The following is a 22,380-nucleotide window of genomic DNA, read 5'->3' on the forward strand; positions in this document are numbered from 1 at the left end:
AACTTTTTGTTGGATATAATTCTAAAATCAAAATCATGGGATATACAATAACCACCCTTGTAGAGAATTGTGTCTATGGACGCAAATTGCAAGCTGAACATGGGCTATCTCTTTATATTGAGGCCTCCGGTTATCGATTGCTCTTTGATACAGGTGCATCCGATCTGTTCATACGTAATGCGCGTTTGTTACATATTGATCTGCAAACAGTAGATTATTTGATTCTTTCTCATGGTCATAGTGACCATACAGGCGGGTTACGTTATTTTCTGGAATTGAATAGCCGAGCAACAGTCGTTTGTAAACGAGAAGTTTTTTCTCCGAAATTTAAGGATGATCGTGAGAATGGAATTAAACATACACAGACATTCGAAATTTCCCGCTTTCGTTTCATTGATGACCAAACAGAACTTGTTCCCGGAGTTTTTCTTTTCCCGTCTTTTGAGATTGTAGATCAAGAAGACACTCATTTTGAACGTTTTTGGGTACAGCAGGAGGAGGGCCGTAAAATACCTGATACCTTTCAGGATGAATTGGCGGTGGCTTTGGTTGATTCTAAGGGGCTGAATGTGCTAAGTGCATGTTCTCACCGCGGAATTACGAATATATTGCGGACTATACAGGAGGCATTTCCCGGACTCTCTTGTAATCTGGTATTAGGTGGCTTTCATATTCATAATGCGGAAGAGCAGAAATATCGGGTGATTGCGAGTTACTTAAGAAACTTTTTACCTCTTCAAATAGGTGTTTGCCATTGTACAGGGGTAGATAAGTATGCATTCTTTTATCGGGATTTTGGGGAGAGAATATTCTATAACTATACAGGAAGAATTATCCAAACTGATTTGAAAAATAATATATAATTGATTGATATGAAGAAATTTATTACATGTTTAACACTTGCGCTGACGGCATTATCCGGTTATGCTGTCACCCCTTTATGGATGCGTGATGCACGTATCTCACCGGATGGAACGGAAATTGTGTTTTGTTATAAAGGAGATATTTATAAAGTACCTTCCCAAGGAGGTACTGCTACTCAATTGACAACGCAAGCATCCTATGAAGCCAATCCGGTATGGTCGCCCGACGGAAAGAAAATAGCATTTGCCAGTGACCGTAACGGTAATTTTGACCTTTTTATTATGTCTGCCAATGGAGGAGTAGCTCAACGACTTACGAGTCATTCAGCTTCAGAAATACCTTCGGCTTTTACTCCTGACGGGCAGTATGTACTTTTTTCAGCTTCTATTCAAGACCCTGCAAGCAGTGCATTGTTTCCTTCCGGAGCAATGACAGAATTATATAAAGTTCCTGTAAACGGAGGGCAGACAGAACAAGTACTGGCAACACCTGCCGAACGAGTTTGTTTTGACAAAGTGGGGAAGAACTTTCTTTATCAGGATCAAAAAGGTTTTGAAAATGAATGGAGAAAACATCATACATCGTCGATTACAAGAGATCTTTGGTTATATGATATCCAGAACGGAAAGCATACGAACCTGACCAATCGGGGAGGAGAAGATAGGGACCCGGTTTTTGCGCCGGATGGAAATTCTGTTTATTTTTTGAGTGAACGTAACGGAGGATCATTTAATGTCTATTCTTTCCCATTGAATGCTCCTCAGCAGGTGAAGGCTATAACTGAGTTCCGTACTCATCCGGTACGATTCCTGTCGGTGAGTGATAAAGGTACGTTGTGTTATACTTATGACGGTGAACTTTATACACAGGAGACAAATGCTCGTCCTAAGAAAGTGAAAGTGGAATTAGTTCGTGATGATGAGCCTCAACTGACTACATTAAGATTCTCTCAAGGAGCAACTTCTGCCAGCGTATCGCCTGACGGAAAGCAAGTCGCTTTTATCGTACGTGGTGATGTTTTTGTGACTGCGACAGAATATGGAACAACAAAACAAATAACAAATACTCCGGCTGGCGAGTCTGCTGTTTCTTTTGCTCCAGACAACCGTACATTGGTTTATGCTAGTGAACGGAATGGCAATTGGCAACTTTATACCGCTAAAATAGCTCGTAAAGAAGAAGCGAATTTTCCAAATGCAACTCTTATCGATGAGGAAGTGTTGCTTCCTTCAAAAACAGTAGAACGTACTTATCCGCAATATTCTCCGGATGGCAAAGAATTGGCTTTTATTGAAGATCGTGTTCGGTTGATGGTGTATAACTTGGAGACGAAAAAGGTACGTCAGGTTACGGATGGTTCTACCTGGTTTAATACAGGAGGTGGTTTTGATTATGAATGGTCGCCCGACGGTAAATGGTTTACCCTTGAATTTATAGGAAACCGTCATGATCCTTATTCGGATATAGGTATTGTCAGTGCTGAAGGAGGAGAAATCACTAATTTGACAAATAGCGGATATATCAGTGGTTCTCCGCGTTGGGTGCTCGATGGAAATGCAATTCTTTTCCAAACAGAGCGTTATGGTATGCGTGCACACGCTTCGTGGGGATCACAACAGGACGTTATGCTAGTATTTTTGAATCAGGATGCTTATGATCGTTATCGCTTGAGTAAAGAGGATTTCGAACTGCTCAAAGACTTTGAGAAGGAACAGAAAAAGGCAAAAGAGAAAGAGAAGGAAACAGACAAGAAGAAAGACGGAGATAAGGTTAAAAAAGAGACGGAAGATAAAGACAAGAATAAAACCGAAGATAAAAAAGAGGATAAGAAAGATATTGTCGTGGAACTAAAAGGGATTGAAGACCGAATTGTACGCCTCACTCCTAATTCATCTAATTTAGGTAGTGCTATCTTGTCGAAAGATGGAGAGAATCTTTATTATTTCTCAGCTTTTGAAGGAGGATATGATCTTTGGAAAATGAATCTTCGTGAGAAGAATACGAAACGTCTGCATAAATTGAACTCGGGATGGGCATCGTTGATGCTTGATAAAGATGGGAGTATATTCTTATTGGGCAGTAAAAATATGCAAAAGATGGATGCGAAATCGGATGCCTTGAAATCCATTAATTATCTGGCTGAGATGAGGATGGACTTGGCAGCCGAACGGGAGGCTATGTTTGACCATGTATATAAGCAACAGCAAAAACGTTTTTACAATCTCAATATGCATGGAATAGATTGGGATACTATGACTGCCGCTTATCGCAAATTTCTGCCTCATATCGACAATAATTATGACTTTGCCGAATTGTTGAGCGAGTGGTTAGGTGAACTAAATGTATCACATACCGGAGGACGCTATTATCCGAGAGGTAATGGAGATGTGACTTCTAATTTAGGTTTATTGTTTGACTGGACTTATCAGGGAAAGGGTATGCAGATAGCTGAGATTGTGGAGAAAGGGCCGTTCGATCATTCTCGTACCAAGGTCAAGACGGGATGTATCATTGAAAAGATTAATGGAGAAGAGATTACTTCTGATAATAATATAACGAACTTGTTGAACAATCAAGCAAGAAAGAAAACGCTGGTTTCTATCTATGATCCACAGAGTAAAGAGCGTTGGGATGAAGTGGTGATGCCAATCACAAGCGGACAGTTGAATGGATTATTATATGATCGGTGGGTGAAACAACGTGCGGCAGATGTTGAGAAGTGGTCAAATGGACGGTTAGGATATGTTCATATTCAGTCTATGGGAGATGATAGTTTCCGTACTGTTTACTCGGATATATTGGGGAAATATAATGATTGTGAGGGGATTGTAATTGATACGCGGTTTAATGGAGGGGGGCGTTTGCACGAAGATATTGAAATCCTATTCAGTGGACAGAAATATTTCACTCAAGTGGTGCGTGGGCGTGAAGCTTGTGATATGCCCAGCCGCCGTTGGAATAAGCCTTCCATTATGTTGCAGTGCGAAGCTAACTATTCGAATGCACATGGCACTCCTTGGGTATATAGCCATCGTAACATAGGCAAACTTGTCGGAATGCCTGTGCCGGGTACGATGACTAGCGTGTCTTGGGAAACTTTACAAGATCCTTCATTAGTTTTTGGTATTCCTATTATTGGTTATCGTTTGCCTGATGGTAGTTATTTGGAAAATACTCAATTGGAACCGGACATTAAAGTAGCCAATAGTCCTGAAAAGGTGGTTAAAGGTGAAGATACACAATTGAAAGCTGCGGTTGATGAGCTTCTAAAAGAGGTGGACGGATTAAAGAAATAGAAGAATCTTATTTTAAGAATCATCCTATTTCTGATGCGTGGATTTTACTGATTCGATAAAGAGTTCGGTAAAATCCACGCTTAATTGTTTATGACGGCACTGTCCAAAATATTGTGTAAGTGGAAACTGGATTCATTTATAGGTTCTCTTTATAGGTACTATAGAATATTTTGTGTGATATACTATCCATTAATTCTCGTCATTTCCCTTGTTTGCAATAGAAAAAATCACAGCAAAACAACTACCTTTTCCTACTTCTGAATATACTTCTATGCGTCCTGATAGTTTTTCAATAATAACCTTACAAATAGGAAGTCCGAGACCGCTTCCTTGTCCAAACTCATCGCTCTTGTAAAAACGGTTAAAGATCACCATAAGTTCCTTATCATCAATTCCCTTACCGCTGTCTTTCACATATATGCAAACTTCATTGCGAGTCTGGTTGATTTTACATCCTAATGTGATATACCCACTTTGGGTAAACTTGTTGGCATTGTTCAATAAGTTAGAAATAACTTGGATGAAGCGTGAACGGTCTATATTTACAGGTAGAATCATTGTTTCATCCAATTCAAGATGAAACTGCAAGGAAGGTTGGATTAATGACTGATATTTGCAATAAATCTCTTTGATAATTTTTGTTACATCCCATACTTTTATATCAAAATCCATGTTACCGGAGTCTAAATGGGATATTTCCAGCACATCATTTATAAGCTTTAAAAGCAGTTCATTATTATGATTGATGATTTCCAGCATACTTTTCTTTTCATCTTGGTCGATTTCGTCGGCACTTTCTACCAATAAGTTAGTGAATCCTACAATGGCATTGAGTGGAGTGCGAATTTCGTGACTCATGTTATTGAGGAAGGATTGTTTCAATTCAGCCTTTTCAGCCATTTCTTTGGCTAAAATAAGTTGATGTTCGCGTTCTACGACTTCTTGGATATTCTGCATAATGCCTGCCAGCATTGTCTCACCTTGTGCATCAGTCAGGCTACGGCATCGGAGTTCGTGCCATTGAAAGTTATTCTTATCGTTGAAACAGAATCGTATACGCAATATTTGTATGCTTGAAGACTTGTATAGTGTTTCCTTATATGAATCTAATAGTTGCAGATCATCAGGATGTACATACTTTAAAAGATCAGTTTGAGTAAAACGACGTTGTTTTAGCCCTGTCAAACGAATGAAATGGTCGTCAAATTCTATTTCGCCTCTATGCATGTTCCAGAGCGAAATCTGGCCTCCATCTGTAGAAAGAGTCAAACGTTTATGGGCTTCCTGAAGAATATTCAGATTTTTATGTTCGATCAGAGAACGTCGATAAATACGTAACAGTATAATGGATATAAGGATGAATGCAAGAATGAATAATCCAATTAAAAAATAGAGTTCCTTACGGTAACGATCATGAAAAGAATAATTGATAATGCGCACGTTTGAGGATACATCCTTAATATCATAATCGCTATAAGTTGAGAAACAACTCCAATCCAACACATATTCTTTTTCCAAATCTCTTATTTTAGCCATGCCGATCTTTTCTTTATTAAATAATTGGATAGCCAGATCGACAGCAGCCCGGGCAGAAATCTCTTCGGTAGCCATATAACCTCCCACAATGTTGGTTCCTTCTCCGAATCCTCTGTGTAAACAACTGAAAGAAGGAATATTTAGAGTTTTGACTATTGGAAGTGCTGCTAGATCGAATTTATCAAGTAAAAATACTCTTTTCCCCTGATCGGATTTTGATCGATCCAATATAGAAAGTAAAGAACTGTTTTTAAGGTATTGGAAAGGATAAAGGCTAATCATCAAATCTTCCTTTTTATTGTGGACGACTGCCGGCATGAGGCTATAATATTCAACCATTTGCCTGACCTCTTCATATTCAAGTTCATTGGTAAATGCTGACTGTGGGCTTATAAAACGCACATCTTTTCTATCAACGATATGGGTTAGTAAGTCAAAAGATTGACGTCCGAGTGGAGTTAAATCAACATTATAAATAACTTCTATGCTTTTATGGGGTTGCAATGACCGGATAAATTCAATGTTACGTTTAAAGTCCGGAGTATCACGTAAAAAATATACTTTTCTGGTCTCATATTCTTTAATAAGTTTCTCGTTAGGGAAATGTACATTGCAAGCTACTACGGGAATGGAGGAAAGGAGACGGTGTTTGGTTGATAATAAAGAATTGACGGATTGATCTCCAACTGTCAGGATAAGATCTATAGGTTTATTTTTGATAGTTTCCAGATAATTACTCATATTTTCTATTCCAACTTTCTGGCAGGAATTATTGCAATCAAGATAGAACTTATTAAAAATAGGCTCTATTCCTTGGTCTCTGAACTCCTGCTTTAAAAGTTCTTCAAAATTTCCGTTGCCAATGCTGTTTTCTGAGAAAGAATAGATGAGGGAGATATATTTAGGTGTTCTATTATTTGTGATATACCACCGTTTGAAGTTATAGCCACATAAAAAGGTGGCAAACAAACAGACAACAATGAATATGTATTTATACTTGAAATTAACAAATGTCATAACTTATTTTATTCCAACAAGAATAATATCGTTTTCAAGGTGGTAAAGTTCTCGGTTAAATATATATTAGTGAGTATTTACCTTTTGAACTATTTTGCTGAATTTTATATTTTTCTAGTTGTATTTCTCATTTGATTGTTTGCTTTGTTCCCTATTATCTGGAAAATAGTATGGAACTTATTGTGAATTCACCTGTCTTTCTTATGATGGTGATTTTAATAACTGTGTTAATTCTTCTCTCCAGTCAGTACCATTTTGAGGTTGGAACGTATAGAATCCCAGTTTTTTCCCGATACCTATATTTACACTTCCGTCATCTACAAACATAGTTTCAGAAGGAATTATCTTACTATCCCTTAACATGAAATTGAAAATCTCAGGTTCCGGTTTGGTGTAACCTATCTGATAGGATAGATAAAGTTTCTCACAATAATCAGCCAAGGATTTTCCTTGTGATGAGAATTGAGGGCTACATGCCCATGACATCACATAAGGATTGGTATTGCTTAAAATGTATATACGATATGATTTTTTAAGTTCTAATATATAATCTAATTTGCGTATATCTATTCCCGTGATGAATCCCATCCATGCTTGTTGGACTTCTTCTTTAGTAAGTACTCTACTGCATAGTTTACTTAATTCTTCCCGAAATTCATCAGCACTTAATTTACCTTCTTCTAATTCCTGAAAAATGCCAGTCTGGTGATATTTATCCAAACGTATTTCCGCATCTTCTAGTCCTATTTTGAAGAATGCCTGAACTGCTTTGTCACGACTAATATCGGCAATAACGCCACCGAAATCGAATACTATATTTTTTATCATATTTTTAAAGTTCTACGTTATGAAGATAGGGCTAAAAAGTTCTTGAATGTACAATTCAGACATATATTAGTGAAATTATGATTTTTTCAAATAGGTATTATAGATGGATTTAAATGTATTCTCATTTCCATGTTTTATTTTACAATTGTTCTCTTTCATGCTTCTAATAATGTCCATAAATAAAATTTAATTGATCAAAGGTACAAATATATTCTGGGAATTCAATTTTTCTAGAGAGAAATATAGCTTTGATGTTATGAATTTGAGTATTACAAATATGATGTAAAGTTATGGTAACTTACGAAGTATTTTGTAACTTTGAACTTATTATGTGTAACCAAACTAAGTTAAATATGAGAAATACACAGTTTAGAATAGAGGTGATTTTATTAAAGTTATTTACATTTGTGCTATGTAGTGCCATGGTGCCTGCACAAATGCAGGAGAAAGATCAAATTCCGATTAAAATAACATTCGATCAGCCGGGAGCACTTTACCACATTAAAGAAAAGGGTACAGCTTTTATACAAGTCCCGGATTCTTATCAGGAAGTGATAGTAGAATTATTAGATGCAGATGGAAAAGTGTTGACCCGGAAACCGTTTTTGATAAAAAAGAATGAGCATTCTTCCATTCACTATCCACTTAAACAAAAGAATTTGGGATATTATACCCTAAAAGTGGTTGCTGTGTCCGGAATAAGAACTGACACTATCGAAGGAGGTTTTGGAGTAATACCGAATGTAACTCTTACAAAAAAAGATTGGGATTCTCCTTTTGGTATTTGCGGGCATTTTACCCGATATGATTATAAGAAATGGAAGATTGCAGCAGTGCAACAGAAGTTGGGCATAGCTTGGGTACGTGATGAAAGTAATTGGAAGAAAGTTATTGAAGAGGGATTAAAGAGCGATCCTGACTTGGATTATCTGGATAGCCATCATATCTGCTGGCTCAATTTGTTTGGATATGTAGATTCATTTAATGGCGTACAAAATAAGAAAGGCATTTGGACTTGGGATAACGATATATCTATTCTGAAAAAATATGTAGAACTGACTAAAGGACATTTCCCTATATTCGAGTCGCAGAATGAACCTAATAATTTTGGCGGATGGTCGAAACGTTGGCCGCATCCTGAAGGACAACAGTGGCGACCACAAGGCTGGGGAAAACCATTTGCGGATCTTATTAAACAGATGGGAGATTCTATTCGTGCGGTAGATCCATCCATTCAATTAATGTGGCAGGGGGAAGGGGAATGGATTGAATATTTTGTAAATGAAAGAGGAGCAGCTCCTTATATTGATGTTGTTGCAATTCATCCCTATGTGAATGATAAAATCTATCCTGAAACGGAGAAATTTGCCTCCGGTTTTTATAATGAAAATAAGAATAGGCTGAAGGAGTTGAAAGTATCAACAGAAATGTGGGTTACGGAAGTGGGGTGGACTACTTATACAAGTGATGGGAAACCTAACCATTATGTACCTGTTACGGAATATGAACAGGCTGCTTATCTGGTTAGAACTTATTTATCACATCTATATTATGGGGCTAAAAAAGTGTTCTGGTATGAGATTGCTGATGAACCGTTCGGAGCTTATAATCCCGAAGCCTTTTTCGGTATTCTCAGATTTAATGAATCCCTTAGTGTGAAACCGTCTGCCGTCGCATATTCTAATATGATACACAATTATAGATATGCAACTCCTATTGGCAAATATACAGGTTCGACGTATGGGTTTGCGTATGATAATCAAGGGAAAACACAGATGTGTTTGTGGATAGAAAAGGGGCATAGCGAAGAGACCTTGCATTTACAGCATACTAAAAAGATAATTGTCACAGATATTTTTGGAAGAATGCAACAGTTTAAAGTTGAGGACGGGAAAGTAACTATTTCTGTCGGATATTTACCGGTGACAATAACAGGTATTGATAAAAAGGATTTTAAGAAGTTGTATATTCCTCGAATGATTGCAGAATAATAATGGATCGTTATTGACTATCTGTCAAACTCTTTTTTATGTTTTTTCGTTATACTCTATGAAGTTGTATTGCATGCTCATTGGGTAGTAGTGGCGACGAAAATAATTGTTTTATTGAACCTGGTTCATATTTTAGCAAATCATTTTTTAATTTATAGTAATTATGAAATATCTAAATGTAATGGCGGGAGTGTGCTTGTTGGCAATGACAGCTTGTACCCCCCAACAAGTAAGTGTGAAGGGCGTGATCTCTGACGCTACAATGAACACCTTAACCATCGTTTCTCAATCGGGTGACACCTTAGAGTTTAGTACACTAAATGCTGAAAGAGACTCTCCCGACGGGATATTATTGGAAGACACTGCTACAGTGTATTACAATGGAAAGTATTCTGAAGGAATGTCGGCTGCTAAAATAGTAGTGACTCCTCGTGAAAAGACGCTTTTAGGTGGTGATCGTGATGACCATGGATGTATCGGTTCTGCCGGATATGTATGGTGTGAAGTTCAGCAAGATTGCATACGCCTTTTTGAGAAAGGAATACGTACGGAAGCTATAGACGGGAGTGGCACTTCTGCTTTTATCGTTTTTAGTCCGGATTCTGTGCGGGCAGAACTTTTCTTTTCTAATAATCAGCCTAATGAAATATTGGATAAACGTAGTTTGCCATCCGGTGGATCTGCCTGGAATGTAGAAGACGATGATACAATGAATGTAAGACTTATAGACGGATTGTGGACAATCAGCCAGAGAAGTAATTTGATCTTTAGTCAGAAAAAGGACGAAGGAAAATAGTTCTTATCCTTTATCTTTAAAGATGATTAAAGGAGCTGTTTCTCACTAGTGGGAAAACGGAGGCTCCATTGAAAACAGAGCGTCTATGTGATGTAAATAGGCACTCTGTTTGAGTAATCTGAGAAACAGTATGAACTATTATTTATCCGATAAGATTCATAATATCTTCCACAATCTGTTCGTCAGTCAAATGATTGGCACGAAGCAGCTCTTGCAAATCAAAACGATCTACAAACTCTTTCTTTGCTCCGAAGTTAAGAACCTTCATATCCGAAGTTCCATAGTAACGGGCGATCTTTTCACCAAATCCTCCGTCCAATACACCATCTTCTAAAGTAACCACCAGTTGATGATCAGCTTTCAGTTCATTCATGAGTTCACTATCCACTCCTGTGATATAACGCGGATTGATTAATGTAGCGTCAATGCCTGTTTGCTTTTTCAATAAAGAGATCACTGACTGTCCCAATCCAAAGAAAGAACCTAAAGCCAGGATTGCTACTTTTGAACCACGATGAGTAATTTTGTAACGGTTGAGTTCGCTATAATCAGTATCGACAGGTTCACCACAATTAATAACTTCGGTTGCCGGAACACGAATCGCTACCGGATGTTCGTTTTGACGGATACTCCATTCGAGCATAGCCAGATATTCTTCTTTGCAAGTCGGTGCCAGATAAACCATATTAGGGATATTGCTAATGAGCGGAATATCGAAGAAACAGAGATGCGTAACATCATTCATACCAGATAATGTTCCCCAGAAAACTAGCAACACTGCCGGATTATTATTGATGCAAAGATCTTGCGAAAGCTGATCATAAGAACGTTGGATAAATGTACTATATACTCCATAAACAGGTTTCCCACCATTGGCTGCGATACCCGAAGCCAATGCTACAGCGTGTTCTTCGGCAATACCGACATCCACGAATTGTTTGCCTGCTTCCTGCCGGCGATTCGGAGTAAATCCCATAACGGTAGGAGTACCCGAAGTAATTGTTACCACACGTGAATCTTCTTTCATTTTCTTTAGCAGATACTGTGCGGTTACTTCGGAATAATCTTCCGTCTGACCGTAATTCGCCTTCGCTTCTCCAGTCTCTATGTTGAATGGAGTACGCCAATGATAGATTTCTTTGTTCTGTTCTGCACGTTCATAACCTTTACCTTTCACTGTGTTAATGTGCACTACTATGGGATGTTGGATATCTTTTACCTTCGAGAAAGCCTCAATCAAAGCTTCTACATTATTGCCCTCTTTTACATACATATAATCAAGTCCCATAGCTTTGAAGTAATTACATTCACATTGGCCGTTACTGTCACGCAGAGCTTTTAGATTTTGGTATAAACCTCCATGGTTCTCGGCAATGGACATCTGATTATCATTAACGATAATAATCAGATTACTACCTAACTCCGCAGCATAATCCAAACCTTCGAAAGCTTCACCGCCACTTAACGAACCATCGCCTATCACTGCTATTATATTTTCATTTCCTCCATTCAGATCGCGCCCTTTAGCCAATCCGCTTGCTAAACTAACGGAAGTCGATGTATGGCCTATAATAAAGAAATCATGATTACTTTCTTTGGGTTCGGTGTAACCTGACACTTCATCATATTTGTCCGGATTAAGAAAGGCATCTTTACGTCCGGTCAGCATCTTGTGCACATAACTTTGGTGTGACACGTCGAATACTATTTTATCTTTTGGAGAATTGAACACATAATGCAAGGCAATAGTTGCTTCCACCATTCCGAAATTAGGTCCAAAGTGTCCTCCATGTTCACTTAACTTTTGCAACAGTGCCACACGAATTTCACCACTTAAATCATTCAGTTCTTTCACTGATAACTTCTTTACATCTTCCGGAGAATAAATATTTTCTAAGTACATACATAAATAATGTTTTAAAATTTTCCTTATAATTATCGATGCAAAGGTATAGTGGAATGGTGAACCTGATTGTATATAAATTACGGGTTATGTAACCATGATTACTGTTTCTATCAAGAACTATGCTTTTTGTGTAAGAAGAATCTCTCACTCTCAAAAAAGCTAAAAAGTGCCATATAACAACATTTAATGCTAATTTATTGTTAGTTAGTATGCTGCTAATCAGCATTTTTTTATATTTGTGATAAAATTATAGGGAAATCCCTATAATCGTTTGGGGAAAATCTCCCTTTAAAGGAGAATCTCTTCTTTATCTTTGTAATTGAAAAAGTATAAGTAATTATATAAACCGCGATGATATGAAAAAGATTGTTTATTTCCTGCTGATTGCTTTATGCCTCCCGCTAGGCCTGAGGGCACAAAGCACTGATGATGACCTTTACTTCATCCCTTCAAAAGACAAACAGGAGAAAAAAGAAACTCCGGTTAAGAAGGAAACGAAGAAACAGGTTACGACCAACATCTATACCTCTCCGGGTACTACGGTCGTTATTCAAGACCGTAAGGGAAAAACACGAGACGTGGATGAATATAATCGTCGTTACGATGCTCGCGACAACGAGTTCGAAATGGAGAATGACACTTTATATATTAAAGGTAAAAAGACTTCAGATTTAGATGGAGAATGGATAAATGGTGAGTTCAACGGAACAGATGAAGATTATGAATATGCAGAACGTATTATTCGTTTCCGTAATCCGCGTTTCGCTATCAGTGTCAATAGTCCGCTCTATTGGGATTTAGTTTACGGAGTTAATTCGTGGGACTGGAACATTTATACTGATGGATTTTATGCTTATGCATTCCCTACATTCGGTAATCCGGCTTGGTGGGATTGGCGTTACAACTCTTATGGTTGGGGCTGGAACTATGGCTGGGGATGGAATTACGGTTGGGGCTGGAATCGTCCTTACTGTGGTTGGGGATACTATCCTTATTATGGCAGTTACTGGGGTGGCTGGTATGGTGGCGTTTCATGGGGACATCATCATCATTGGGGTGGTGGTCCGAGTTGGGGAGGCGTAAGCCGACCTTATTATGGCGGACGTAGTGTATTGAATGCCAATAATCGTGCCCGTTATAGCAGTGGTTCATCATCTTACTCCAGACGGGGTGAGGGAAGCCGTTCCAACTATCAGGGAAGTTCTGTTCGTGGATCATCCAATGGAAGAGTCGTAGGTACTCGGATTCCTACCAATTCCCGTATAGAGGGAACATCCGGTACTCGAGGCGAATCCTCTCGCCGTGGTTCATCTACCTATACGCGTCCTAGTAGTACACGTGATAATACGTCAACTACTACAAGAGAACCATCCACATATCGTCGGAGTTCATCTACGGAAACTCGTAGAAGTTCTTCTTATTCCCGTGGTAATTCTTCTTCATCTTCTCGTGGAAGTTCAACCTATTCACGTGGTAGCTCGTCCTCTACTCGTAGCAGTTCGACTTATTCTCGTGGCAGTTCATCTTCTTCACGTAGCGGTTCAACGTATTCACCGGGTTCTAGTCGTAGTTCATCACCGTCTTATACTCCTTCCAGAAGCAGTAGTCCATCCTATACTCCTTCTCGCAGTAGTAGCCCATCTTATAGCCCCTCTTCTAGTGGAAGTTCTCGTAGCAGCGGTGGTTCTTCACGTAGTTCTGGTGGTGGCTCTTCACGTTCATCAGGCGGTGGTAGTAGAAGATAGTATAGAGAAGAAAATAGCAAGCAGGTAAAATGATTGACTAAAGATATAAAGTTATGAAAAATATAGGTAAAATAACCCTAATCGGTGTACTTCTCTTTTGTATGGGTAGCGTGTATGCACAGCCTACTATCTATGACGCCAATCGTTGGATGGGAAGTGACTTAAATGGAACTGCACGTTTTATTGGTATGGGTGGTGCTATGGGAGCATTAGGAGGTGATATCTCAACTATGGGAACCAACCCTGCCGGAATCGGTATATATCGTAGTAATGATGTGATGTTATCTTTTGGTTTTACCAATATAGGTTCCAAACAATCAGGAGGTGGACCGAGCGTAGATAAATTTCACGGTTCCTTTGATAATGCGGGATTTGTACTTTCAACGAAAATAGGAAATTATTCCTCTTTACGTTTTGTGAATTTCGGTTTCAATTATCACCGTACGAAATCTTTTGATAAGAATATGGTAATGAACGGAATCTTCGGAGCATCTCAAACTGAGACTATGGCAGGAATGTTGAACTATAATGATGCGGGTCAGTATGCACCATTCCCTGTTGAAACTCTGAACCGGAAAGATGCCTATACGAATCCGGATATCCCTTGGCTTGGATTATTGGGATATGACGCACATTTAGCGGTTCCTGAATATATTGAAAATACAGAAAAACCGGAGGAGGGAGAGAAATTTAATGGTTATCTTTCATATTTTAATAATGGTGATAAGGTAAGACAAGCTTATACAGCTCGTGAAAGAGGAGGTCTACATTCTTATGATTTCAATGTCTCTTTCAATTTCTATGATCGCTTTTATCTGGGTGCAACTATTGGTGCATATAGTATAGACTATAAACGTACAAGCCTTTATAAAGAGGATTTTACTGATAAGCAAGGTAATGAACATGGTGGTTATGACCTAGGTAATGACTTCTGGTCAGATGGTAGTGGAGTTGATTTAAAGTTAGGATTTATTTGGCGTCCGATTGAAAGTTCTTCTTTCCGTATCGGAGGTGCAATCCATACTCCAACTTTCTATTCCATAACTGAGCGTAGTCGTGCATTTATTGATTATGATTTGAATGTAGAAGGTGTAGCACCGGGGTTTGTCGAACCTGTTGATCGTAATAATAATCCGATGGATGGTGAATTTAAGTATCGTTTGGTAACCCCTTGGAAGTTTAATTTAAGTACAGGATATACATTTGGTTCGGTTGCTGCTGTAGGATTGGAATATGAATATATGGATTACTCATCCGCTAAAATGAAAGATCCTGATGGAGAGGAGCTACATGAAACTAATGGCATAAAAGCAATGATGGATGGAGTTCATACGCTTCGTGCAGGAGTTGAATTCAAGTTAGCTCCCGAATTTGCTTTCCGTTTAGGATATAATCATGTTACAGCTTCAATGAAATCAAGTGCTTTAAAATATTTGCCGGACAATTCAATCCGTACAGATACAGAGTATTCGAATGCCGGAGCAACTAACAATTACACTTTAGGTTGTGGTTATCGTGGAGAGATGTTCTATGTAGATATGGCTTATCAATATAGTCAATACAAAGAAGATTTCTATGCTTTCTATAATAAGTATTTGGAAGGAACGCAATTAAAGAATAACAATCATAAAGTAGTCCTCACCGTAGGTTTGCGCTTTTAACAGAACAGTTTTCAATTTTCTATAATAACTTTTGTGTGTAAGGAAAATCCCTGGAATGCCAAGTGTCTAAGGCATTGCCGGGGATTTTATGTTATTTTCCTAATAGTCATAGAATTTACGTCCATATATAATTTCGCAACTTTTGGACTGTTTCAGGAAGAACGCATAAAGCCCATAAGCCATTTGGATATAGTTGACCGTTTTTATTTTATGGGTTTGGATAAAAACGCAATTAAGGTTATACTATCCGTAATTGGGGTATAACTTTCTTACTTCCCTTCCGGGTAAAATATCAAATTCTGTAATCAAGGTAATGATACCCGTAATTTGTCTACAAAGAGTCTCTTTTTTACATCGTAATTTTGCAGTGTAGAAAGTAGATAATCAATATATTAATCATTAAAACAGGTAAGATATGAAACGAATACTATTATTGGTAGTAACATTCCTAACATCGTTAGGTATAAGTTTTTCCTTTGCACAGACGGATGCGGATAATTTTTATAAGAGTGATCTGTTGAATACAGAGAAAGTGACTTTTCCCAACCAGTACAAGATGAAAGTGATTGGAAACCTTTTCCTGCCTAAAAGTATGAAAGAAGGGGACAAATACCCTGCCATCATTGTTGGTCACCCAATGGGAGCCGTCAAAGAACAGAGTGCGAATCTTTATGCGACCAAGATGGCAGAACGTGGTTATGTCACCTTATCTATTGACCTTTCATTTTGGGGTGAGAGTGAAGGGGAACCTCGTAATGCCGTCTTACCGGAAGTTTATGCGGAAACTTTCAGTGCAGCAACGGACTTTTTAGGTACACGCCCATTTATTGACAGGAATCGTATCGGAGCAATCGGAATTTGTGGTAGTGGAAGTTTTGCTATCAGTGCCGCAAAAATTGATCCTCGACTCAAGGCTATCGCAACGGTAAGTATGTATGATATGGGGACAGCGAATCGTAATGGATTGAAACATGCACTTACTTTGGAGCAGAGAAAACAAATTCTTGTTGAGGCAGCCGATCAAAGGTATGTGGAATTTTTAGGGGGCGATACTAAATATACTGGTGGTACAGTGCATGAACTGACAGAAAAGTCTACTCCGATAGAACGTGAATTTTATGAATTCTATCGTACACAACGAGGTGAATTTACCCCTGAAGGAGCAACGCCTCTTACTACGACACATCCGACACTCGCTAGTAATGTGAAATTTATGAATTTCTATCCTTTTGTTGATATCGAAACGATTTCTCCACGTCCATTACTTTTTATAACCGGCGAAAATGCCCATTCACGTGAATTCAGTGAAGATGCTTATCGACGGGCTGCCGAACCAAAGGAGTTATATATCGTTCCCGGTGCAGGGCATGTGGATTTGTATGATCGTGTCGGTCTTATTCCGTTCGATAAACTGGAGTCTTTCTTCGATGAATCATTAAAACAATAATACTTCGCTGTTATGAGGAAATTGTATAGAAACACTTTGATTCCCGTATTTATTCATTATGATGTACTACCTAACTAAAAAAATGATAGTTGCAATCAACTAATAACAAATAATAGAACAATGGAATTTATTAAAAACAAAGAATATGAAGGCGAACGTCCTTTATTTGCAACACACGATTTACAACTTGATAATATAACCATTCATAAGGGAGAATCTGCGTTGAAAGAATGTAGTAATATCATTGCAGTGAACTGCCGTTTTGAAGGCAAATATCCGTTCTGGCATAACAATAGCTTTATCGTGAAAAACTGTCTCTTTACGGAGGGTGCGCGAGCTGCTTTATGGTATTCTCTGAATTTGCAAATGATGGATACGATAGTAGAAGCTCCAAAGATGTTTCGTGAAATGGATGGAGTAAAATTAGAGAATGTGCAGCTTCCCAATGCACAGGAAACTCTTTGGCATTGCCGTAATGTGGAATTAAGAAATGTGCAGGTTGAAAATGCTGATTATCTCTTTGCGCACGGTGAAAATATCCGCATTGAGAATTACAGTCAAAATGGTAACTATTCATTTCAGTATTGTAAGAATGTGGAGATTCGTAATGCTATTATCAACTCCAAAGATGCTTTTTGGAATACCGAGCATGTAACGGTGTATGATTCCGAATTGAATGGTGAATATTTAGGTTGGCATTCACATAACCTACGTTTGGTAAATTGTCAGATTTCCGGTACGCAACCACTCTGTTATGCTCATGATCTCGTAATGGAAAATTGTGTAATGGCTGATGATGCTGACCTCTGCTTTGAATATAGTAGTATAAATGCTACTATAAAGAGTCCTGTGCATAGTGTGAAGAATCCTCGTAGCGGAAGTATCACAGCCGAAAGTTATGGTAAAATCATCTTGGATGAAAACATCAAAGCTCCGGGAAATTGCGAATTGAGATTGTGGGATAATACAACCTGTTTCAATCAATGAAATGCAATTTTGATGAGATAGTTCCTCGTCGTGGGACCAATTCTTATAAATGGGATACGGCAAAAGAGGAGAATGTCTTACCTATGTGGGTAGCCGATATGGATTTTCGTGCGGCTCCTATTATAGTAGAAGCATTGCGCAGACGGGTGGAACATGGTATTTTCGGTTATGCTCGTGTACCTAATACGTATTATGAAGCTGTCATTAATTGGTTTGATAGACGCCACACTTGGCAAATAGAAAAAGAATGGATTATTTATACCACCGGAGTCGTACCTGCTTTGTCTGCCATAATAAAGGCTCTGACATCCCCACAGGACAAGGTCTTGGTACAGACTCCGGTATATAATTGCTTCTTTTCATCCATCCGTAACAATGGTTGTGAAGTGGTTACCAATCCATTAATTTATCGGGATGGTACTTATCAAATTGATTTTGATGATTTAGAAAAGAAAGCTGTTGATCCGAGTGTGAAACTTCTGTTGTTGTGTAATCCACACAATCCAGTCGGTAGGGTATGGACGAAACAGGAATTGAATCGTATTGGAGAGATCTGTCTCCGGAACGATGTATGGGTAATAGCGGATGAAATTCATTGTGAACTGGTCTATCCCGGATATACATATATACCTTTTGCATCCATTTCTCCGGAATTTCTGATGCGTTCTGTTACTTGTGTCTCACCAAGTAAGGCTTTTAATCTGGCTGGACTACAGATTGCAAACATCGTTTGTGCCGATGCAGATTTGCGTATAAAGATAGATAAAGCTATTAATATAAATGAAGTGTGTGACGTAAATCCATTTGGTATTGAAGCATTGATTGCTGCCTATAATGAAGGAAAAGAATGGTTGGAAGAACTGAAGCATTATCTTTGGGAAAATTATAACTATCTGAAAGCTTATTTCAGCGAGAATCTCCCGCAATTCCCTGTGACAATGCTTGAAGGTACTTATCTGGTATGGGTGGATTGTTCTGTCCTGAAACGATCTTCTATAGAGATAGTACATACTTTATTGTATAAAGAGAAGTTGCAGGTAAATAATGGGAGTCTCTATGGTAAAGATGGTGAAGGCTTTATTCGTATCAATATAGCTTGTCCCCGACAGGTGCTGATTGACGGTTTAAATCGTTTGAAACGGGTGTTGATTAGTCAGCTTGGTTAGTCAGAAAAGAATTTGATGGCTAATAGATTCCTTTCTATACAATGAGAATTGTTTTATAGAAGGAATCTATTTCTGTTTTTTATTTGACATTCTCAGTTAATATCTTTATTGGGTTGAGCTTTAATTAGAAAATTCGGTTTCTTTTTTATTGTTTAGATGTTGTAATCAAAGGAATTTATGTAGATTTGCTATGTGTTTATGCAAATACAGATAGCATGAAAAAGCCAATCCCTCAGTATACTTTCTTTAAAACCAAGTACGGTAGTGAATTACTGATTGATGTTGTAGACCTGAAATATGTGAAGCGATTCTTGAATGAAAATCCAATTCACACCCTGACTTACTATGATATTACTTTTATAACAGAAGGAGAAGGTGGCTTTTCAATAGATAATCAGAGTTATGAAGCGACTCCGGGTGATGTGTTTTTCTCCCGTCCCGGAGAAGTGCGTCATTGGGATACGACTCATATAGTCAATGGTTTTGCTCTGATTTTTGAAGATTCTTTTTTATCTTCAGTTTTCAAAGATCCTTTGTTCGTGCAACATCTTTCTTTTTTCAGTGTAAGCAAGTCATCGTCAAATTTACATTTGTCAGAAGAACTCTATGTCCATATACTTCAACTATTGAAAAATATCAAGATAGAAATAGATGCATATTTGCAAAATGATGTACATGTACTTCGGGCATTGCTTTATGAAATCCTGATGTTACTCGACCGGGCTTTTCAAAAAATGGTATCAATGGATAATATGAATAAAGGAAATGGGAATATGTATATTGCCAGATTTATGGAATTGGTCAATATACATTTGAAGGAACAGCATACTGTTAGTTTTTATGCGGATAAACTTTGTATTACTCCTAATTATCTAAATGAGATTACAAATATGGTATTGAATACCAATGCTAAACAATATATTCAGGATAAAATAATGGATGAAGCTAAAAGGTTATTATTGTACTCTAATTCTTCCATAGCAGAAATTGCATTTGAGTTAAACTTCTCTACAGTAGCTTATTTTGTTCGTCTTTTCCGAAAATGTGCAGGAAGTACACCTCTTGTTTATCGTAAAGAGCATAAACCATAAAAAGTGCTATTTCTGTCTTTATTCTTAATACATTACTATTTCCTAATACCCTTACTTTTGCATGATTCAATAACAAATAAATAATGTAATGATGAAAGATCTGGAAAAGACAGTCGGCAATATTATCGCCAAACAAAGAATTGCTTTTATGGGTTCAATTGACTCGGAAGGTTTTCCCAATATAAAAGCGATGTTACAACCTCGAAAACGGGAAGGAATTCATACTTTCTACTTTACTACAAACACTTCATCTATGCGGGTAGCACAATTTTTGAAGAACGACCATTCTTGTATTTATTTCTGCGATTCCCGTTTTTTTAGAGGAGTGATGTTGAAAGGCAACATCGCAGTATTGACTGATCAGGCTAGTAAAGAAATGATATGGGAAGAAGGAGATACTATGTATTATAAAGAGGGAGTTACGGATCCTGATTATTGTGTTCTGAAATTCATAGCAGTCTCCGGAAGATATTACAGTAATTTTAAATCAGAGACTTTTGCGATTGAATAGGTTGTCTTGACATAGTAAACCTGTAGTTTATTGACAATTAAACAATAGATCCTTTCTCCTATGGATATAGAAATCTTTATGAAAGGATCTATTGACTTTTCTTTTATTTGATGTCATAAGATAATCTCTTAACTTCCTTTCCGGCTTCATCTTTTATTACGACATTCAGTTTTTTTGCATCTGCATTAATCTGCAATACATTGGTGTTTGAGTTTATCAGGATGGGAAAATTAACTCCGTCTGTATTGGGTTGGTTATATATATGCCGATGCAAGTGCGCACACAACATTAAGTCGATACCTGCTTCATTCAAAATAGGTAAGAAAGTTTTTTTTGTATGTAACGGACCATGCCATGTGCTTCGAACGGGAGGTACGTGAATCACTACTACTTTGAACGGGGAAGATTTGAATTCTTCGCTTTGCACAACTTTACGTAACCATTCAGCTTGTTCTTCACGATAATTATCGAATGCAGCAGTTCCTAGATATTCAATGTCATTATCCGGTTTATCTTCACCTCCGTCCATGATAATAAAATATACAGGCCCTTCTTTAAAGGAATAATATGGCATGTTAGTAGGGGTAGGGAAGTACGACATATAGTGTTGGGCGAATTTACCTCTACTTTCATGATTGCCACGAACCATATAGAATGGAGTCTCGGAAGCAAATAGTTTGATGGCAGGATTGACGAAACCTTCAAACATTTGTTGCTCGTTATCCATGTGGCTGACCATATCCCCGTTAAATAAAACAAAGTCTGTTTCCCCTTTCTTGAAGTCTTTCAGCAGATTATTAAAAAGAGCATTGTCTCCATGTATGTCATTGACTACCATAAAGTTGATGTTGTCTTTATTCCCGTCTAAAGTGCGGAAAGTAAGAGGTGCTTTCGAATATACGTTGCTTGCCGTTACCGGACCGTATGTTATTTGATAATCTTGTTCATCAAGTACTTCTTGTGAGAAAATGCGATAACGATAAGTAGTCCCTTTAGTTAATTTGTTTATTCTTACTCTATGCACTGTACCGAGTACTTTACGTCCTAAATATGTCTCAAAGTATTGTGGACGTTGTTCTGCGTAGAAATTAAGTTTATCGTTAGGGGCTATTTCTACCCATGACAATGATTTATTGTCAGTTACCCATACAATTGTAGCCTCTGTTTCCGTTACCATTTGTAAATAAGGACCATAAATGATTTTTATGGCTTGGGATGATTCCATTATACTCAAAAGTATTAATAGAAATAAGAACTTTTTCATTTTGTATATGATTATAAGATTAAATGACTAATTTTCTTTCGTTTTCTTAGCAAAGATACGCAGAAATATTGAAAAATGAAAGAAAGGTAGTGATCCTTGTAGGTGATTTATCGGATTACATCTATTTTTGTTGGATAAATCTGTTTCAATTTAAAAAATATAAACTGTTATTTGCATTATTAATTCCTGTAAAATTAAATTCTTTTTAATTTAAATCTTCTTGTAAGACCTTCGTTTGAGGAAACTTTTTCCGGTTATTCTGAATTCATCAGAT

At 37.7% G+C, this 22,380-nt stretch carries 15 protein-coding genes; 11 read left to right on the forward strand and 4 right to left on the reverse strand.

The annotated features are described in order from the left end of the window. The first annotated feature begins 35 nt into the window (after window positions 1-35). Together CZ225_RS08560 and CZ225_RS08565 are read left to right on the forward strand one after the other, a co-directional pair. On the forward strand, window positions 36-863 hold the full coding sequence (locus CZ225_RS08560; protein WP_025074452.1) for an MBL fold metallo-hydrolase: 828 nt from the start codon (window positions 36-38) through the stop codon (window positions 861-863). A gap of 9 nt (window positions 864-872) precedes the next feature. Continuing rightward, window positions 873-4,160 (forward strand): S41 family peptidase, encoded by a 3,288-nt coding sequence (locus CZ225_RS08565; RefSeq protein WP_077155758.1) that lies wholly within the window; start codon window positions 873-875, stop codon window positions 4,158-4,160. Window positions 4,161-4,349: 189 nt separating this feature from the next. Here CZ225_RS08565 and CZ225_RS08570 read toward each other — a convergent pair whose 3' ends face one another. Both CZ225_RS08570 and CZ225_RS08575 read right to left on the reverse strand, forming a co-directional pair. Then, window positions 4,350-6,713: a sensor histidine kinase gene (locus CZ225_RS08570; RefSeq protein ID WP_077153780.1), complete on the reverse strand. Its 2,364-nt coding sequence runs from the start codon at window positions 6,711-6,713 to the stop codon at window positions 4,350-4,352. 201 nt (window positions 6,714-6,914) lie between these two features. Next, window positions 6,915-7,541 (reverse strand): HAD family hydrolase, encoded by a 627-nt coding sequence (locus tag CZ225_RS08575; RefSeq protein WP_077153781.1) that lies wholly within the window; start codon window positions 7,539-7,541, stop codon window positions 6,915-6,917. A 353-nt stretch (window positions 7,542-7,894) separates the two neighbouring features. Here CZ225_RS08575 and CZ225_RS08580 point away from each other — a divergent pair, with 353 nt between their 5' ends. Beyond that, window positions 7,895-9,532: a glycoside hydrolase gene (locus tag CZ225_RS08580; protein WP_077153782.1), complete on the forward strand. Its 1,638-nt coding sequence runs from the start codon at window positions 7,895-7,897 to the stop codon at window positions 9,530-9,532. 163 nt (window positions 9,533-9,695) lie between these two features. After that, complete coding sequence (locus tag CZ225_RS08585) at window positions 9,696-10,328, forward strand: hypothetical protein (protein ID WP_077153783.1); 633 nt, start codon at window positions 9,696-9,698, stop codon at window positions 10,326-10,328. 142 nt (window positions 10,329-10,470) lie between these two features. Here CZ225_RS08585 and CZ225_RS08590 read toward each other — a convergent pair whose 3' ends face one another. Beyond that, window positions 10,471-12,231, reverse strand: coding sequence for a 1-deoxy-D-xylulose-5-phosphate synthase (locus tag CZ225_RS08590; protein WP_077153784.1), 1,761 nt, complete (start codon window positions 12,229-12,231; stop codon window positions 10,471-10,473). 359 nt (window positions 12,232-12,590) lie between these two features. Here CZ225_RS08590 and CZ225_RS08595 point away from each other — a divergent pair, with 359 nt between their 5' ends. The 7 genes from CZ225_RS08595 to CZ225_RS08625 all read left to right on the forward strand — a co-directional run bounded on the left by CZ225_RS08595 (window position 12,591) and on the right by CZ225_RS08625 (window position 20,842). Further along, complete coding sequence (locus tag CZ225_RS08595; RefSeq protein ID WP_077153785.1) at window positions 12,591-13,979, forward strand: hypothetical protein; 1,389 nt, start codon at window positions 12,591-12,593, stop codon at window positions 13,977-13,979. A 53-nt stretch (window positions 13,980-14,032) separates the two neighbouring features. Next, window positions 14,033-15,640: a hypothetical protein gene (locus CZ225_RS08600; RefSeq protein ID WP_077153786.1), complete on the forward strand. Its 1,608-nt coding sequence runs from the start codon at window positions 14,033-14,035 to the stop codon at window positions 15,638-15,640. A gap of 415 nt (window positions 15,641-16,055) precedes the next feature. Beyond that, window positions 16,056-17,087: an alpha/beta hydrolase gene (locus tag CZ225_RS08605; RefSeq protein ID WP_077153787.1), complete on the forward strand. Its 1,032-nt coding sequence runs from the start codon at window positions 16,056-16,058 to the stop codon at window positions 17,085-17,087. 120 nt (window positions 17,088-17,207) lie between these two features. Next, window positions 17,208-18,074, forward strand: coding sequence for a DUF3737 family protein (locus CZ225_RS08610; RefSeq protein WP_077153788.1), 867 nt, complete (start codon window positions 17,208-17,210; stop codon window positions 18,072-18,074). After that, a complete protein-coding gene (locus CZ225_RS08615) occupies window positions 18,071-19,240 on the forward strand; it encodes a MalY/PatB family protein (RefSeq protein WP_077153789.1) in 1,170 nt (389 codons plus the stop codon). Before CZ225_RS08610 ends, CZ225_RS08615 begins: the two co-directional genes overlap by 4 nt. 215 nt (window positions 19,241-19,455) lie before the next feature. Further along, window positions 19,456-20,331, forward strand: coding sequence for a helix-turn-helix domain-containing protein (locus CZ225_RS08620; protein WP_077153790.1), 876 nt, complete (start codon window positions 19,456-19,458; stop codon window positions 20,329-20,331). Window positions 20,332-20,419: 88 nt separating this feature from the next. After that, window positions 20,420-20,842, forward strand: a complete 423-nt coding sequence (locus CZ225_RS08625) for a pyridoxamine 5'-phosphate oxidase family protein (RefSeq protein ID WP_187367628.1) — start codon at window positions 20,420-20,422, stop codon at window positions 20,840-20,842. Between the two features lie 103 nt (window positions 20,843-20,945). Here CZ225_RS08625 and CZ225_RS08630 read toward each other — a convergent pair whose 3' ends face one another. Beyond that, window positions 20,946-22,106: a purple acid phosphatase family protein gene (locus CZ225_RS08630; protein ID WP_077153791.1), complete on the reverse strand. Its 1,161-nt coding sequence runs from the start codon at window positions 22,104-22,106 to the stop codon at window positions 20,946-20,948. Window positions 22,107-22,380: the final 274 nt, after the last annotated feature.

The sequence above is a fragment of the Bacteroides bouchesdurhonensis genome, from assembly GCF_900155865.1.
Classification (GTDB): domain Bacteria; phylum Bacteroidota; class Bacteroidia; order Bacteroidales; family Bacteroidaceae; genus Bacteroides; species Bacteroides bouchesdurhonensis.